Raw genomic sequence first — 16,740 nt, 5'->3', positions numbered from 1 at the left:
CATGCCGGCTGGAAATCGACCGGCATGGCCTTTAACACTATCCAGTTGGCTTACTGGGCAACCCAGCTGGCAAAGCGCTCTGCCAGTTCCTCACCGTGATCAATCCAGAACTCCGAGTTGAAACGCACCGCGTCTTTGAGATTGTCTGGTGCAGATGGGAGTTTTGCCAGTCGGTCCGCGGGAAGAGCTTCCATGGCTTTGACGTTGCTGACGCCGTAGGCGATATTATTGGCAAAGGTGATTTGTGGTTCTTTCGACATCATGAATTCGACGAAAGACGTTGATTCATCTAGGTTAGGAGTTCCCTTCATGATGGCCCAGAACTCAGTCGAGTTGATCTGTCCGTCCCAGACGATAGCGAAGTCTTTCCCTTCCTTCTGGGCGGTATCAACGCGACCATTATAGGCTGTCGTCATGACGACATCGCCTGAAGAAAGCCATTCCTGCGGCTGGGCTCCACTCTCCCACCACTGGATATGTGGCTTCAGTTGATCGAGCTTGGCGAAGGCTCTGTCCTGACCTTCCTTGGTTGCAATTACGCTATAGACTTCCGATGGCGGCACGCCGTCTGCCATCAAGGCTACTTCCATGGTCAGTTTCGCAGTCTTGCGCAAACCGCGTTTGCCAGGCCACTTTTCCACGTTCCAGAAATCGGCCCAGTTCTTGGGCCCGTCCGTCAGTTTGGTCTTGTCATAGGTCAGAATGTTGGCCCAACTCAGAGCACCGACGGCGCATTCTTTGAACTGGCTAGGATCAATCTCATCTGCATGTGGTTTTTTCGACCAGACAATATTCTCGAGAAGCCCCTGCTCGCACGCCATGGTGACTTCATCGTCCTCCATCTGCATAACGTCCCAGGTGACGTTTCCAGCGTCGACCATTGCCTTCTGCTTGGCGAGGCCGCCGTTTGTCGTGTCTTCAAGCACCTTGATGCCCTTTTCCTTGGCATAGGGCGTGAAATAGGCTTCGCGAAACGCGTCCTGAACCGCACCGCCAAAGCCAACAACAGTTAGATCGCGAGCATGGGCGCCAGAAAGGCATGCCGCAGTCGCGATACCAGTTGCCAAAAGCATCTTCCCATATTTATGCATGTTCTTGTTCCTCTCTCTTTTATGATCATTGCTCGCCCTGTGTTTTTCTTGTGACGAGGTATTTCGCTTCAGACGAGAATTTGCATCGGGTTCTGAAGAAGCTCCTTGAAACTGGACAGCCATTGCGCTCCCAAAGCGCCATCTATTGCCCGATGATCGAGCGAAAGCGTCACGCGCATAACGCGGGCGTCAACGGCTTTGAGCTCCCGAGACACAATCTGTTCTTCAATCGCGCCGACTGCGAGAATTGAGGCTTGCGGTGGATTGACAATGGCGATGAAGTCGCTCACGCCATACATGCCGAGATTGCTGATGGTGAACGAACCGCCACGATGCTCGCCCGGCTTCAAGCTGCCATTGCGGGCCCTGAGCGCTAGATCGGAAATCTCATCCGAGATTACCGATAGCGATTTTTTGCCAGCATCCTTGACCACCGGGGTGATCAATCCGCCATCTGTCGCCACCGCAATGGAAATATCCGTTCGTTGCAGACTGAGAAGAGCGTCCTCAGTCCAGATAACATTGCAGGCAGGAACGCGAGCGAATGCAGCGGCGGCGGCCTTGACCAGAAAATCCGTAATCGAAAACCGCGCTTCTGCCGGACGCGTAGCATTGATCTGCTTTCGAAGTTCAAGCAGTGCATCGACAACGATTTCTGCGTTTAGATAAAAATGTGGAATCGTCTGTTTGGACGCGCTCAATCGCTGTGCAATCGTCCGCCGCATAGCGGAATGCGGTATGGCAACATGTGGGATCTCCACATCGTTCGATCGAACAACGGATACATCTTCATTTACCACCGCTGACTGCTGGGCGACAGGAACGGTCGTAGAAGACACCGCGCGTATCGCTGTATCGAAAGCCTCAACATCGGCGCGTAGAATACGCCCGCGCGGTCCTGACCCATTGATGTCAGAGAGCAGGATGCCCATTTCGCCTGCAAGCCTGCGCGCAAGCGGGCTGGCGAATAAGCGCCGGTTCAAGCCCCCGCGTGTCATTTCAGCCGACGGTGCTGTCGTTGCATCGGAGCCTACCGCTTCCGGTTGAACAAGTATCGTAGGAATGGAGGTTGAAAGCAGTTGTGCCACATCGGCTTCAGTCTCGCCTTCTTCCGCGAGAATGCCGATCGGTGTCTCAACTGTTACTGTCGCTCCATCGCCGTGTATTATGCGAGCAACGCGCCCGGTCTTGGGGCTGGGAATTTCGATGACGGCCTTGTCCGTCTCGATTTCGGCAAATGCCTCACCTGAGGCAACAGCATCTCCCTCGACCTTCAACCACCGAGCAATGGTGCCCTCGCGCGCATTGACCACGACGGACGGCATGACGAGAAACTCAGGCATGGTGTCGCTCCGGCAGGGCTACCAATGCAGCCGCAATCTCTTCTCGCCCGGCATAGGCAGCGCGTTCGAGAACTTTGGAGATCGACGGAGAAGCTTCGCGTCCGCTGACCCGCTCGACGGGATGATCAAGCCAGTCGAACAACCGACGCTGGATTTCATCGGAAAGCCATGCGCCGTAGGAGGCACCGCGCGGTCCCTGCTCTACGATCATGACCATGTTGGTTTTCTTCACGCTTTCAGTGATGGTTCCCCAATCGATGCTGGCACGGTCGAGGCACCGCAGGTCGATGACCTCGGCATCAAGACCTGCCTCCTCCACGGCATCAAGCGTTGCCTGCACCATAGCGGAGTAGGTCAGTATCGTCGCGGCAGACCCGCTCCGGCGCACCGACGCTTTGCCAAAAGGAATGAAATAATCAAGATCGCCAACCGGTGCTGGCCCCATCGTTTGATAAAGATCGACATGCTCTATCACCAGAACAGGGTCATTCGACGCCAACGCTGTGTTCATCAGCCCGACATAGTCGAACGGCGTGGATGGCGCGATAATTCTCCAGCCCGGCGAGGTGGCGAAAATGCCTGCGGGATCCATGGAATGCTGAGAACCATAACCTGTGCCAATTGCGATCTTCGTACGCAGCACAAGAGGGACGGCCATATCGCCCCCAAACATATGGCGCGCCTTGCCGACCTGATTGAACACCTGATCTGCCGCAACCCACATGAAGTCCGGATACATGAACTCGACAATTGGACGATAACGTCCATCCATCGCAAGTCCACCGCCCAAGCCCATGAAAGCATTCTCGCTGATCGGCGTGCCGAGGATGCGATCCGGATATTTAGCCTTGAGACCACGCGTGGCGCCGTTGGTTCCACCTTTCAAGCGGTGAATATCCTCGCCCAGAATGACGATACCCTCATCGATCTCCATACGCCGGTCCAGCACATCAGCAATGACGTCGACAAATTTGCGTTGTTCGATCCCGCCATTGAAGTTCGATTTCTCGACATATTGCAGGCCCGACAATTCGGATCCATCGCTACGAATACCGACATCGCAGAAGTCCGGTTTCGGCCACAGCCCCGTCTTGATAATGCGACGATTGTCCACGCGATCCGTCAGCTCATCTGCAACATCTTGCATGATCTGTTTGCAACGCGCTCTCAACGCATCGATACCAGTCTGATCGACAAGGCCACGTGCCATCATTTCTCGTGCTACCCGATCCAACGGATCCTTCCCCCGCCAGCTTTCCTCTTCCTCTTTCGTGCGATAGCCGAAGGCAGAGCCCGGGAAAGAACCGTTCTGATGGAAGTAGCGGTAAACCTCGGCCTCGATGATGGTCGGACCGTTTCCGGCGCGCATATGTGCAAGCGCCTCTTTCATAGCGAGATTGACCGCAAGCGGATCCATCCCGTCAACATGCCAAGATGGAATGGCGAAGGCTTGTCCGCGCGCGGCCAAACGCGTTTCTGCCGTTGATTCTTCAAGGCTGGTCGCGACCGCATAGCGGTTGTTCTCGATGAAGAAGCATAGAGGCAGACGCCAGGCTGCAGAGAGGTTCATCGTCTCCAGTACCGAGCCGATATTCACCGCGCCGTCGCCAAAGTAACTTACCGCAACCGCGTCCGAGCCTGACTGCTTGTGTGCGAAAGCAGCACCTGCCGCCAGCGGCACGCCGCCGCCAACAATGGCATTGGTGCCCAGTGCACCCGCGACCTGCCATCGTAGGTGCATAGACCCACCGCGACCACCACAGAACCCTTCGGCAAGGCCCATGATTTCGGCCAGAGAGCGGCGAAGAAGGGAATGGATTGAACCGTTAAATGCCAATCCCAAAGGCAGGCCATCGGGCGCGACAAAGTTCAAAGCCTTTGCGAGAAATTGATGGTGCCCCCGGTGAGAGCCGTTGATCTGATCATCTGCTCGCAGAGGCAAGATCGAGCCAACCGCACCGCCTTCTTGACCAATGGATGAATGTGCCGGGCCATGAATCAGCCCCTCATTTGCAAGTTCGAGGACTGCTTCTTCAAATGCGCGGATGAGATGAAGTGATGTGAGCATCGTTTCCAACCCAGCAGCGCCTTCCGCATCCCAATCCTTCTTGGTCGTGCCAAACTCTAGCCAGCGGGTGGAACTCGATACGATCTTCGTTTGCGGCATTTCTTCCTCTACAGACAAAGTTCGGCCGTCACCTGCGAGCGTCTCGCAAGCGGCAGACAATGGTCAGACATTACGCGCGATACCGGCGATTTTGATGCTCTGAACAAGCCAGAGTGGTTCCCACATTTATTCTCGTTTTGTTACTGCTAGGCTTTCATTTTCTTTGCGCGGTGTCAATCAATTGTATCCAATTAATCTAAAAATAAAGAACAATCTGCAAAATAAGGCTCGACAAAGACGTTTTTTCGATGAACTATGATCAGATTGGATACATTGATGCAAAGGCAAGTGAATGTCGAAAAGTAGCTACAGCCATCAGGACGAGGCATTTGCATGTGACATCGGCTTACCTGGCCTGCGAGGCACAGAGCACATCGGTTTCACCGTCCCCAATCTGGCGGAAGCGGTGGATTTCTTTGTAAACGTCATTGGCTGCGAGCCATTTTATGAGCTTGGCCCTTTCTCGTCTGATGGGGATTGGATGCAGACAGCTCTCAATGTGCATCCGCACGCCGTCATGAAGAAGCTACAGTTCTTGCGTTGCGGGAATGGCTCCAACTTCGAGATATTTGAGTATTCTTCGCCCGACCAAAACCCGGTCCAACCGCGCAATAGCGACATCGGAGGACATCACCTTGCCTTCTATGTCGACGATATTGATTCGGCAGTGCAGTATTTGCGCACGCATGATGTCCGCATTCTCGGTGAGCCAGTTGTGCGCAAAGATGGTCCGAGTGCAGGGCAAACCTGGGTTTACTTCCTGACACCGTGGGGAATGCAGCTCGAACTTGTATCCTTCCCGCATGGCAAGGCTTATGAAAAAGGTCTGACGCGCCGCCTTTGGAATCCGGTTGGTTCTACTTCCTGATCGCTTCTTCATCCGACGGTAAAAGTAGTAGACGTGCGCCGAACATTGTCTGCTATATCTGGCGTCTCTGATGGACTGTCAGAGCATAGAAGGGGCCATTTTATGAATGAAACCACGTTGGGTCTTCGAGTAACGGGTGAAATTCGTCAAAAGATATTGAGCGGCGAGTTCGCGCCTGGACTGCGCATCCGTCAAGAAGAACTTGCCGCACAATTCGGGACGAGTCGTGTGCCCGTTCGGGAAGCTCTCAAACAGCTCGAAAGCGAGGGCCTCGTCGTCATCGTTCCCAATAGTGGCGTCTGGATTGCGCGTGTCGATATCAATGAGTGCGTGGAGATGTGGAAGATCCGCGAGCGGATCGAACCGCTTGCGCTTGGCGAAAGCCTCCCGCACTTGACCGATGACGATATTCGCGGCCTTGAGGAGATCTGTCACGCCATAGACGCCACAACAGATGTGGAAGAATTCCTGCGGCTTGATCGTCAATTTCACCTCGCAAGCTATCGCGCGACAGCCATGCCTACGCTCATCCCCATGATCGAGCGCATTTGGAATACCACCCAGCATTATCGGCGCGCGTACACAATGCTTTTGGGCCGAGAGCGGTTCTGGATCATTCAGTGCGAGCACGGACTTCTGATGGAAGCGATCAAGCGAAGAGATGTCGAGGACTCAGAGAGAGCCCTTTACAGCCACATTCGCCGCACCCGCATGGAGCTTGAACGAAACCGCACGGCCTTTACTGACATTTCTTTCTAGATACCGATGATGTCGGTCGATCTTTTCATACGCTCGTTCTGTTAACCGACAGCGATCACTGCAACATCGGCTTCGTGCCCGCTCACATCGGCACGTAGATTGCTGCTGAGGCTCATCAAGAACTGACCACCGCAGGTCGTCTTGTTGGCGCGTAGACATAACGATCTTCCTCTCAGTAAACCAATTGACGCCGGTGACGCTTCGTGCGATTAATTCATGATGCATCATACAACAAACATCGGTTCTTCTCATGTATGATTATTGTCTGGTTGGCGGCGGCATTATTGGCCTTGCCACGGCCCTTACCATTGTCCGGCAGGAACCTTCAGCCCGCATTCTGATGCTGGAGAAGGAAGAAGCCGTTGCGATGCATCAGACCGGCCATAATAGCGGTGTGATTCATGCTGGCATCTATTACCAGCCCGGCAGCTTCAAGGCAGAGCTTTGCCGCGCTGGCGAGCGCATGACGAAGCAGTTCTGTGACGAGAACAACATTGCCTATCGAGTTCCCGGAAAGCTTGTTGTTGCGACAAACGAAGTCGAAGTACAGCGCCTCGCCGCCCTTGAAACGAATGCGGCTGCGAACGGCATTCCCTGTCGTCGTCTCAACGGCGGTGAATTGCACGAATTCGAACCCGCTGTGACCGGGCTTGGTGCCTTGCTTGTCGAGCAGAGCGGCATTGTCGATTATCGTGCGGTCTGCCGCGCGATGGCCGATCTCATTCGGGCTGCTGGTGGCCATATCGAGTTCAATGTGTGTGTAGAGAGCATTGAAGAACGCAGCGACAGTGTGCGAGTCCATGCGGGCGGCAAGGTATGGGAAAGCAGGCAGGTCATCGCCTGCGCGGGACTGCAGGCTGACCGCCTTGCCCGCCGATCCGGTGTCGATGTCGACTTCCAGATCGTGCCGTTTCGCGGCGAATATTATGCGTTGCGGCCTGAACTGAACAAAATTGTCGAACGCATGATTTATCCGGTGCCGGACCCTTCGATGCCGTTTCTCGGCATTCATCTGACGCCGATGATCGACGGCAGCTTGACCGTCGGACCCAATGCCGTTCTGGGCTTGTCGCGCGAAGGCTATCCAAAATTCTCGGCCAATTTGCGTGATATGGCGTCCTATGCAGCCTTTCCGGGCTTCTGGAAAGTGATCACCGCCCATCTTTCGTCCGGCCTGGAAGAGATGAAGGATAGCTTGTTCAAGAAGAGCTATCTGGAAAAGTGCCGGAAGTATTGCCCATCCCTGCAAGAAAGCGACCTTCGGCCCTATCAGGCGGGAATAAGAGCACAGGCCGTTTCGAGAGACGGCAAGCTTATTCACGACTTCAAGTTCCACCAGACGAAACGTGTGCTGCATGTGTGCAATGCACCCTCGCCCGCAGCCACGTCGGCCATACCTATCGGAAATCTGATCTTTCAACGCTTGCAAACAGGTAATTGAGTACGTCATGACCAATCCTCACTACCGCGACACCAAACTGTTCATCGATGGCAAATGGGTTGAAGGCGAAGGCGGCCCGCCCATCGCCGTGCTCAATCCGGTCAATAATGAAACCATCGGAACGGTTGGCATCGCCTCGAAAGCTCAGCTTGAAGCCGCAGCACTGGCCGCTGAACGCGGCTTCCACATCTGGCGCGATATGAGCGTCTTCGAACGCTCGAATATTTTGCGCAAGGCCGCCACGTTGCTCCGCGAGCGCGCCGAGGGCGCTGCACGCCTGCTGACTCTCGAACAGGGCAAGCCGCTGGCCGAAGCGCTCACGGAAATCAACGTCTCGGCCGATATTTTCGACTGGTTTGCTGAAGAAGCCAGGCGTGCTTACGGCCGTGTCATTCCGGCGCGTGACCGTTTTGTGCGCCAGACAGTGTTCAAGGCCCCGATCGGCCCGGTCGCTGCTTTCACACCGTGGAACTTTCCTGTATCGCAGACGGCGCGCAAACTGGGTGCGGCACTCGCCGCCGGTTGCTCGCTCGTCGTCAAGCCTTCGGAAGACACCCCCGCCTCACCCACCGTTCTGGCCGAAGTTCTGCATGAGGCCGGACTTCCCGCAGGCGTCGTCAACTTCGTCTATGGCGTGCCAGCCGACATATCGAGCTATCTGATCGCGCATTCGGCTATCCGCAAAGTCTCGTTTACAGGATCGGTGCCGGTCGGAAAACACCTAGCCTCCCTGGCAGGTGCTCATATGAAGCCCGCCACGATGGAACTTGGCGGCCATGCACCGGTTCTGGTCTTTGGCGATGCCGACATCGCGGCAGCGGCAACCACGATGGGCCGCTCGAAATTCCGCAACGCTGGACAGGTCTGCGTATCTCCGACCCGCTTCCTGATCGAGGACAAGGCTGTCGATCAGTTCGTCGATGTGTTTCTTCAGGAAGTCGGGCGCGTCAAGGTAGGCTCCGGTCTCGAAGTCGACAGCACCATGGGGCCGCTGGTTTCGCAGCGTCGCGTGGAAGCCATTGAAGCGCTCGTAGCCGATGCTCGAGATAAGGGCGCCAATGTTGTCGCTGGTGGCAAGCGCATCGGCAATTCCGGCAATTTCTACGAACCGACGGTTCTGGCGAATATCACGCGCGATATGAACATCATGAATGATGAACCGTTTGGCCCAGTGGCATTGATCATTCCATTCTCTGATGCGGAAGAAGCCTTCAGCGAAGCCAATCGCCTGCCATTCGGCCTTGCTTCTTATGCGTTTACGCAATCGGCAGCACGGATTGCCGAACTGGAACGCCGCGTCGAGGTCGGTATGCTGACCATCAATCACCTTGGTCTGGCGCTGCCGGAAGTACCATTCGGTGGCGTCAAGGACAGCGGCTATGGTTCCGAAGGTGGCAGCGAAGCCATCGAACCCTATCTCACAACCAAATTTGTCACGGAACGACACGCGGTGTGATCTGCACTGATCAAGCAGACATTATAAAACGGCACTCCAACGGAGTGCCGTTTCCTTTTTGCGGTCATTAGCTCAAACAATACCCCCGCATTGCAACCAGCAATGCGGGGACCAATCTTCGCCTTAGTCTACTTGTGCGTTACGCGCGAAGGCTCGCCGTTCTTTCGAGATCGATCTTGAACGTGCCAGGTTCCTCATCATTGGAAACCAAAGCAACGCGATAGACCTTTTCGGCAACTTCCGGGGACAACCAGCCACGGTTTGCGGTCGCAAGCACGCGCTTTGGATCGCGTTTCAGCGGATCGCCGTAACCGCCGCCGCCCGACGCTGTAAAAGCAATCTTCGCTCCGTCTTCAATGACGACTTCCGCAAAAGCCGGCAGAGTTTCTTCCTTGCCCCCGCCCACAATCTTGACCGTCTCCGAGGCCTTGCCCGCACCGCCCCCCAACACGCCGCGTGGCGGGAAGGTCGTGCCATCAGCAGCGTAGACAATCGTCATATCATGATCGAGCGGGTAGAAAACGCCGCCGACTGTCGGCGCGCCTTCAAACTCACCATAACCTTGCGAATCCTGGACAACACCGCGCCGCTCGATGATGATGGGATACATCGATTCATCAACCTCGACAGAGTCCAGCTGGATCAAACCAGCATTTGCGGGACCGCAATAGGTTAGCCAGCCATCATGGCCATGCAAGGCCCCACCACCGGCATATCCGACAAAGACCTGGTTCACATAGCCTTTGCCATCCTTGTACGGGTCTTGACCTGAAATGACCCCAACACCTGCCGGAAGATGAGAGCCACTTTCAGCTTGACCATATGGCGCGCCCATCTGGGAGAACACCGCATTGCCAGCAATCATCAACCGGTCATTGACGTTGGTTGTGGCGACAGAAGTTCCAACCGGATATTTGGGCTTTCCGATTGCAGACCCTTCACGCAACAACACCTTGATCTGCGACTTGGCCCCCTCGTTATGCGGGATGCTTTCATCAAGATTGTTGAACACACCAATACGGCATGATCCGGTCGCCGTGTTCTCCGACAGATTCAGGCCGCCTGGAACGCAATCGATATTGTCTCGCGCATCAACGACAATCTCACCTTTTTCAGGGTCGACGTTGATGGTCAGTTTGACGGGAATGCCTTCGTCGGCAACGCCGGGCACCGGGTCGTGGCGAATTTCATAGCTGTATTGACCAGCAGGAAGCTTCGCAATGGCGGCCTTTGCGCATCGCGCACCATAGTCGAACCAGTCTTCTACGAAGTCCATCACCGTTTCCGGCGAATAACGTTCCAGCAATTCGTGAATTCGACGTTCACCAGTGCGACAAGCGCCAATCTGTGCACGCACATCGCCAAGCCACATTTCAGGAACGCGATTGCGCATCGAGCCGATGCGAAGAATATCCGCCTTTTCCTTGTAGTTTTCGGCAATCCGCACGCAGGGCCAGTGCATTCCCTCTTCAAAGATGTTCTTCGCGAATGGGAGATAGGTCGATGGCGTCGGCGCTCCGGTATCAGCATGGTGTGACAGCGCCATCATCCAGAATAGCGGTTTACCCTGATAGAAAACCGGCATCGCCACGATCAGGTCGGCATGGTGCGTACCGCCCGTAAACGGGCAATTGTTGAAGAAGATATCTCCCGGCTTGATGTCGTCAAAGAGTTTGGTGATCGGGCGGGTCGCCAGATCCATCGACATAACGTGGATCGGCAGGGCATCTTCGACCGATACCAGACGATGATCGTAAGTCAGGATAGCGCAGGAAAAATCGCGCGCGTTCTTGATAACAGCCGACCGGCTCGCGCGCATGACGACAAGCGTCATCTCGCGCACCACTGCCTCGAAACGGCTTTTGAGAACGGACATAAGAAACGGATCTACACGACGGGCCGCACCCGTATCAGATATTTTTGTGCTCATATTCATCACTGAACCTTTCTGATCAGGCTACCTGGACAACAAGGTTGCCATATGTATCCACGGTGGCGTCGTGCCCCTTCTTCAGGTAGGCGGTAAATGTTTCGGCATCGACGATGCACGGACCTACAAGTTGCGCGCCAGCGCCAAGTCCCGCCAGTTCGTAAACCGGCAGTTTCTCTTTCGCCTTGATTTCGTGGCTGTAAACATTGCGGAAGCCCTTTGGCCGGACCGCGCCGTCCTGACTGTGCAGCGTATGGCTGAGCCAAACGTCCTGTCCCGTACGTTTGCCAATCGCGCGCAGCTTCCAGGCTGTGAACTCGACTACGTCACCATCCGCACGAATGGAATAGATGCGTTCATGCATCTTGTGGAAGGCTTCAACGAATTCCGCCAGTTGGGCCTGCGTGACTTGTCCATTTTCAGGCGTGAACGGAACTTCAATTTCGAAGGATTGATACTCGTATCGTCCCATGAAACTGAATTCGAAACGCCGGTTCTCGGGCGTAACGCCTGCCTCCTCTAGGAACCCATCGCTAGACTCCATTAGCCGCGACAGGATCGCGTTAACGCCTTCAGGGTCAAATCGTTCGTTTGAAGTCAAAAGCACGCCGGTATCCTCGCGACGGATATCCGAGATCAGACCGCCAAAAGCCGACAGGCCAGCCATGAAGCGGGGGATCATATAGCGTTTGAGACCGAGAATATCGGCCATTTCCGCGATATGGATAGCTGTTGCGCCGCCACCGCAAACGAAGAAACTGTCACGCGGGTTAATTCCCTCACGCACGGTAATTTCTTCAATAGCAGCCACCATGTTGTGGTTCGAGGTCGTGTAGATGGCATAGGCGGCTTCTTCATTGGAAACCCCAAGTTCGCCTGCAACCTTTGACAAAGCCTGCTCGGCCAAGTCCTTCCGCAGCTGCATTTTGCCGCCCAGAAAATAGTCTGGATCGACAATCCCCAAAACAACATTGGCGTCGGTAACCGTGGGCAGCTCACCACCTTTGTTGTAGCAGGCAGGTCCCGGACGCGCGCCTGCACTATGCGGCCCCACATGCAAGAGACCGCCAGCATCCACTGACGCGATAGACCCACCGCCCGCACCGACAGAACGTACGTCAACCTTGGGAATGCCAAGACTGTCATGATGGATCATGCTGTCAGGCGTAACGATAATCTGGTGGTTGCGCAAAGCGGAAACATCGAATGTCGTACCACCCATGTCACCGACAATAATGTCTGGCTCGTCGGAAAGGGCAAGAGCGGCCATTGGAGCAAGGGTTGGACCCGACATGACCGAGTAAATCGGCTTTCGGATCATTTCTGCAACCGGCATCATACCGCCAACGCAATTGGCCAGCAACAATTCACCACTGAAATTGGTTTCGTCGAGTGCTAGGCGCAACTTTTCTATATAGCGCTTGACGATGGGGTTGATCGAAGCATCGATTGCTGCGGCGATGATACGCTTATATTCGCGCGGCATCGGATTGATTTCATGGCTGAGCGTGATAGCTACGTCCGGCAGTTTCTCTTCGAGTATCTGGCGTATTTCCAGTTCGTGCTCCGGATTAACGACAGACCACAGCAAGCCTACGGCAATCGCTTCAACACCGAGCTTCTTGAAGTCTTCCGCTGCTTTCACAACGTCATCGCGATTGAGCGCAGTGACCACGCGTCCACGCGCATCAATGCGTTCACTGACGGTGCGCGTCAGGTGACGCGGCACATAGGCTTCGGGATAATCCAGCCGCCACTGAAAGGCGCCCTTGCGCGGGCCCTCGCGCAAAACAAGCACATCCTGATGGCCTTCGGTAACAATCAGTCCAACCTTGACGGTCTTGCGTTCCACCAAAGCGTTGGTGGAAACGGTCGAACCGTGCACAATAAGGTCGACCTGCTTGAAGAAGGCATCCGGGGTTAGATCATATCCTTCGGCAGCAACATGGAGGACATTGATAAACCCCTTCTCAAACTCGCCCGGTGTCGTCGGCGATTTAAAGATCGAGATTTCACCTTTTTCGTTCGAAACAAGGCAGTCCGTGAAGGTACCACCAATATCGATGCAAACCTGATACGTCATTTGATCCTCAAGATATCACTTTTGGGGTCGGTAAATGAACGGCAAAGCCGCCCGTAATGCGAATACGAAAGCCCTGGACTAACGCTGCGTCTGCATCTGCACGACGACTAGGGAAACGATGATGATGAGGCCAAGGAATATCTGCTGGAGATAACCGTCGACCTGAATGAGGTTCATGCCGTTGGAAAGAACCGTGATAAAAAGCGCTCCGATCAAAGCCGCGGTCACACCGCCCTCACCACCGGTCAGGCGCACACCACCAACGACTGCCGCCGCAATGGATTCCAGTGTGAGATTTCCACCAAGATTGGGTTCGCCAGAGCCTGTGCGTGCCGTCAGCATGATCGCTCCAATGGCCGTCAGCAGTCCACAAATGGTGTAGGCCAGAATGACCGCAGGCGCGGCTCGTATGCCAGCCGCCCGTGCAGCCTTGGGGTTCGCGCCGATAATATAGAGGCTACGACCGAATTTGGTGGTGGTCAGGACAAAGCCAAGCACAATGAAGACCAATGCAAGCACCCATATAGGCGCAAACAGACCAAGGAACTTTCCTTGCGAGAACACGGCGTTAAAGACTGGAGGCAGGCCCGTGATCGGGAAGCCACCGCTGACAGTTGAGGCCAGAGCAAGGATGATATTGGCCATACCCAGCGTCACCACCAAAGCGTTGAGCTGGAACCCGGCAATCAGTATGCCATTCGTCAGGCCGATTGCCGCCCCGATAAGGAGTCCTGCGCCCATTCCAAGCAATACGGACGTGCCATCTCCGCCATTGACCATCACCATGGCCGAAACCACGCTGATCAACGAAATATTGAAGCCAAGTGAAAGGTCGAAACCGCGTGTCAGAATGACGAAGGTTTGCGCCATGGCAAAGATCGCAAGAAAACTCGCCTGCACAATGATGTTCTGTATATTGCCGAGAGACCAGACGCGGGGTTCCACCAAGCCGAAAAACAGGAGGGTGGCAAGGATTGCGATAGGCAAAACCAGGCTGGTGACGCGGTGCGAAATCAACGTGGATCTTTTGATGACTGGCCGGGAAGTCGTGGTGTCGGACATGGTCATTTCCTCACCTGAAGCAAACGTTCGATCCCCAAAGCGACGATCAACACCGCGCCAAGCATCAATGTCTGAAATTTACTGTCTATCTGAAGCAGGTTCATCGCGTTGCCAATAACAGTGAGAAAAAGTGCGGCTAGAACAACAAGTTCCGCTCGCCCTACTCCGCCACGCAACGACACGCCTCCAATAACAGCAGCGGCGATTGTTTCCATAGCCAGCATGCTACCAATTGTGGCCTGCCCCGAACCAAGTCGGGCCGTCATCAGAAAGCCGGTCAGAGCCGCGAGAACACTGGCAAGCACATAAGTGGATACAATGACACGCTTGACCTTGATGCCGGAAAGAAGTGCTGAACGGGGATTGCTGCCAACCGCATAAATATGACGTCCGAAAGCAGTATGACGCTGCATCACAACACAGAGTACGGCGACCGCCAGAACGATGATCATGATCACTGGTATGTTCATGATCTGATTTCGACCAACGCCTTTGATATAACCGTCGAACACGCCGTAAACGGGAATACCTTGCGTGAAATAGAGAGCAACGCCCATGATGATGGAGGTCACCGCCAGCGTCACCATAAAGGGCGAAATGTTAAAGGTCGCAACAAGAGCACCATTAATAAGCCCCACCAGTCCACCAAGTGCAAGGACAGCCAATAATGCGAGCAATGTTACGTAGAGTTCCATTCCCGGGAACATGGGTCCCACGACAAGCATGATCGTGGCTGTAACCAATGTCCCCCCCGCAACGACAGCTCCAACCGAGAGGTCGAAGCCGCCGATTGTCATGACCAGCATCTGCGCGAGAGCAGGCAGCGCCAGAAATGAGAAGTTTCTCATGACGTTGATCAGATTAAGCCGGTTCAGAAAGCTCGGCGCTATCAGCGAAGTAATGATCAGGGACAAGGCCAGGAACGTAAACACGATTCCGCCGCTAGCGATAAACCGCTGGAGAAAATGCGGCCCGCTATGAGGGGCAGCTTGTCGGGCGACGGTGTCCGTCATGCTATCCATTCCTTCCCGGCGCTTTCCCCAAAATAGTGAGACAATACACTCGCTTCGGATTTTTCATTTTCCCGGATTTCCGCCATGATCCGACCTTCATGCATGACGTAAATGCGTGTCGACAGATTGATCAGCTCAGGCAATTCCGAAGTGGAGACAATGACGCAGGCACCGCCCTCTACCAGACGCTTTATGTATCGGTAGACATCGGCCTTGGCGCCCACATCGATCCCCACAGTGGGCTCATCGAAAATATAGACGTCGAAATCCTTCATCAAACCGCGCGCCAGCATGATTTTCTGCTGGTTGCCGCCCGAAAATGCACGGGCGCGCCTTTCGGGATCGAAGGGACTAAGCGCCAGTTCCTTCAGCGGACTAGCGACTACTGACGCTTCTTTCCTGTGTTTGAAGAAGGGACCAATGGACAGACTTGGCAGGTTTAAACCAGCCATGGTCACATTCTCACGGGCGGGCCGGATCAAAGCCAGGCCTTCCTCGCCACGGTCTGCAGGGAAATAGCAAAGATGGTTGTTTAGCATGACCGGAGGCGTCGGGCGCTCTACGAGCTTGCCATGAAGTTGAATGCGTCCTGACGATATCATCTCAAGACCAAAGATGGCGCGACACAATTCCGAACGCCCACAACCAACCAAACCGGCAAGGCCAACGACCTCACCCGCTCGTGCATAAATGCTGGCATCGACGACTGCACCGCTTTCAACCGAAAGCCTGTCGATCTTCAGAGCAACTTCGGTCGGGCTGGTTGTGATCTTTGGAAACAGTTCCGAGACCGGACGCCCGATCATCATCTCGATCAGACCTTCGTCACTGATCTCCCCGGTGTTCACAGTGCCGATATACTTACCGCCGCGCAGAACTGTCACGCGATCAGAGAGATCGCGCAGTTCCGCCATGCGATGGGATACGTAGATGATACCGACGCCCTTTTCTTTCAATCGCCGGATGGTGCGGAACAGCTTTTCCGCCTCACCATCAGTCAGCGATGCTGTCGGCTCGTCAAGGATGAGAATTTTAGGTTCAAGCCGAAGTGCTTTGGCAATCTCGATCATTTGTCGCTGAGCGCGCGAAAGATGCCCGACTAGTGCATCCAGCGGGACATGAAACTCCAGCTCATCCAGCAATCGCTGTGCTTCGGCGCGCATGGCCGCTTTTTTGAGAAAAAGCCTGCCGCTCTTTTCGCGTGCCAAAAACAGATTTTCCAGTACCGTCAAATCCGGAACAAGGCTGAACTCCTGAAACACCGACGCGATGTCAAGCTCACGTGCAAGTGCCGGGTTCATTTTGTTGTAGGTCTTTCCGTTCACCGTCAGCTCTCCTGCCGATGGCTCGAAAGTTCCAACAATCAAATTGATGAGCGTAGACTTACCCGCACCATTTTCACCGAGAAGCGCGTGGACCTCGCCAGGCTTCAGGTGTAGCTCAACGTTGCTCAACGCGGCAATGTTGCGGAAATTCTTTGTCAGCCCTTTGATGTGAAGCATGGTCATTCCCGATCAATGATCCCCG

Annotated in this window: 12 protein-coding genes; 4 read left to right on the top strand and 8 right to left on the bottom strand. The window is 54.8% G+C overall.

From position 1 onward, the window contains the following. Positions 1-50: 50 nt before the first annotated feature. From CES85_RS25335 to CES85_RS25325, 3 genes are all read right to left on the bottom strand, one after another. Positions 51-1,091 carry an ABC transporter substrate-binding protein gene (locus CES85_RS25335; RefSeq protein ID WP_095448537.1) on the bottom strand — a complete coding sequence of 347 codons (1,041 nt, stop codon included), beginning with the start codon at positions 1,089-1,091 and terminating at the stop codon, positions 51-53. A 68-nt stretch (positions 1,092-1,159) separates the two neighbouring features. Next, a complete protein-coding gene (locus tag CES85_RS25330) occupies positions 1,160-2,434 on the bottom strand; it encodes a 2-oxo acid dehydrogenase subunit E2 (RefSeq protein ID WP_095448536.1) in 1,275 nt (424 codons plus the stop codon). After that, positions 2,427-4,601: an alpha-ketoacid dehydrogenase subunit alpha/beta gene (locus CES85_RS25325; protein WP_095448535.1), complete on the bottom strand. Its 2,175-nt coding sequence runs from the start codon at positions 4,599-4,601 to the stop codon at positions 2,427-2,429. The genes CES85_RS25330 and CES85_RS25325 overlap by 8 nt, the downstream gene beginning before the upstream one ends. Before the next feature lie 292 nt (positions 4,602-4,893). Between CES85_RS25325 and CES85_RS25320 the strand changes: the two genes are divergently transcribed. From CES85_RS25320 to CES85_RS25305, 4 genes are all read left to right on the top strand, one after another. Then, positions 4,894-5,469, top strand: a complete 576-nt coding sequence (locus CES85_RS25320) for a VOC family protein (RefSeq protein WP_095448534.1) — start codon at positions 4,894-4,896, stop codon at positions 5,467-5,469. Between the two features lie 102 nt (positions 5,470-5,571). After that, positions 5,572-6,228, top strand: coding sequence for a GntR family transcriptional regulator (locus CES85_RS25315; RefSeq protein WP_095448533.1), 657 nt, complete (start codon positions 5,572-5,574; stop codon positions 6,226-6,228). A gap of 250 nt (positions 6,229-6,478) precedes the next feature. Next, positions 6,479-7,669 carry an L-2-hydroxyglutarate oxidase gene (gene lhgO, locus CES85_RS25310; RefSeq protein WP_095448532.1) on the top strand — a complete coding sequence of 397 codons (1,191 nt, stop codon included), beginning with the start codon at positions 6,479-6,481 and terminating at the stop codon, positions 7,667-7,669. 7 nt (positions 7,670-7,676) lie between these two features. After that, the gene (locus CES85_RS25305) at positions 7,677-9,125 is read left to right on the top strand and encodes an NAD-dependent succinate-semialdehyde dehydrogenase (protein ID WP_095448531.1); all 1,449 of its coding nucleotides are present in this window, start codon (positions 7,677-7,679) and stop codon (positions 9,123-9,125) included. Between the two features lie 139 nt (positions 9,126-9,264). Here CES85_RS25305 and CES85_RS25300 read toward each other — a convergent pair whose 3' ends face one another. The 5 genes from CES85_RS25300 to CES85_RS25280 form a co-directional block, all read right to left on the bottom strand. Then, on the bottom strand, positions 9,265-11,055 hold the full coding sequence (locus CES85_RS25300; protein ID WP_244923325.1) for a hydantoinase B/oxoprolinase family protein: 1,791 nt from the start codon (positions 11,053-11,055) through the stop codon (positions 9,265-9,267). A gap of 22 nt (positions 11,056-11,077) precedes the next feature. Continuing rightward, positions 11,078-13,138 carry a hydantoinase/oxoprolinase family protein gene (locus CES85_RS25295; protein WP_095448529.1) on the bottom strand — a complete coding sequence of 687 codons (2,061 nt, stop codon included), beginning with the start codon at positions 13,136-13,138 and terminating at the stop codon, positions 11,078-11,080. Positions 13,139-13,216: 78 nt separating this feature from the next. Further along, positions 13,217-14,200, bottom strand: coding sequence for an ABC transporter permease (locus tag CES85_RS25290; protein ID WP_095448528.1), 984 nt, complete (start codon positions 14,198-14,200; stop codon positions 13,217-13,219). 2 nt (positions 14,201-14,202) lie between these two features. Then, positions 14,203-15,213, bottom strand: coding sequence for an ABC transporter permease (locus CES85_RS25285; RefSeq protein WP_095448527.1), 1,011 nt, complete (start codon positions 15,211-15,213; stop codon positions 14,203-14,205). Beyond that, positions 15,210-16,715 carry a sugar ABC transporter ATP-binding protein gene (locus CES85_RS25280; RefSeq protein ID WP_095448526.1) on the bottom strand — a complete coding sequence of 502 codons (1,506 nt, stop codon included), beginning with the start codon at positions 16,713-16,715 and terminating at the stop codon, positions 15,210-15,212. The genes CES85_RS25285 and CES85_RS25280 overlap by 4 nt, the downstream gene beginning before the upstream one ends. Positions 16,716-16,740: the final 25 nt, after the last annotated feature.

This window comes from Ochrobactrum quorumnocens, from assembly GCF_002278035.1.
GTDB lineage: Bacteria > Pseudomonadota > Alphaproteobacteria > Rhizobiales > Rhizobiaceae > Brucella > Brucella quorumnocens.
Note: the sequence above shows the minus strand (reverse complement) of the source record. Positions and strands in the feature narration are given on the sequence as shown.

Excerpts from the sequence above, each read along its gene's own strand:
- CES85_RS25295 (WP_095448529.1), bottom strand. The coding sequence starts at position 13,138 with ATGACGTATCAGGTTTGCATCGATATTGGTGGTACCTTCACGGACTGC.
- CES85_RS25280 (WP_095448526.1), bottom strand. The coding sequence starts at position 16,715 with ATGCTTCACATCAAAGGGCTGACAAAGAATTTCCGCAACATTGCCGCG.
- CES85_RS25300 (WP_244923325.1), bottom strand. The coding sequence starts at position 11,055 with ATGAGCACAAAAATATCTGATACGGGTGCGGCCCGTCGTGTAGATCCG.
- CES85_RS25290 (WP_095448528.1), bottom strand. The coding sequence starts at position 14,200 with ATGTCCGACACCACGACTTCCCGGCCAGTCATCAAAAGATCCACGTTG.
- lhgO (WP_095448532.1), top strand. The coding sequence starts at position 6,479 with ATGTATGATTATTGTCTGGTTGGCGGCGGCATTATTGGCCTTGCCACG.
- CES85_RS25285 (WP_095448527.1), bottom strand. The coding sequence starts at position 15,213 with ATGACGGACACCGTCGCCCGACAAGCTGCCCCTCATAGCGGGCCGCAT.
- CES85_RS25335 (WP_095448537.1), bottom strand. The coding sequence starts at position 1,091 with ATGCATAAATATGGGAAGATGCTTTTGGCAACTGGTATCGCGACTGCG.
- CES85_RS25330 (WP_095448536.1), bottom strand. The coding sequence starts at position 2,434 with ATGCCTGAGTTTCTCGTCATGCCGTCCGTCGTGGTCAATGCGCGCGAG.
- CES85_RS25315 (WP_095448533.1), top strand. The coding sequence starts at position 5,572 with ATGAATGAAACCACGTTGGGTCTTCGAGTAACGGGTGAAATTCGTCAA.
- CES85_RS25325 (WP_095448535.1), bottom strand. The coding sequence starts at position 4,601 with ATGCCGCAAACGAAGATCGTATCGAGTTCCACCCGCTGGCTAGAGTTT.
- CES85_RS25305 (WP_095448531.1), top strand. The coding sequence starts at position 7,677 with ATGACCAATCCTCACTACCGCGACACCAAACTGTTCATCGATGGCAAA.
- CES85_RS25320 (WP_095448534.1), top strand. The coding sequence starts at position 4,894 with ATGTCGAAAAGTAGCTACAGCCATCAGGACGAGGCATTTGCATGTGAC.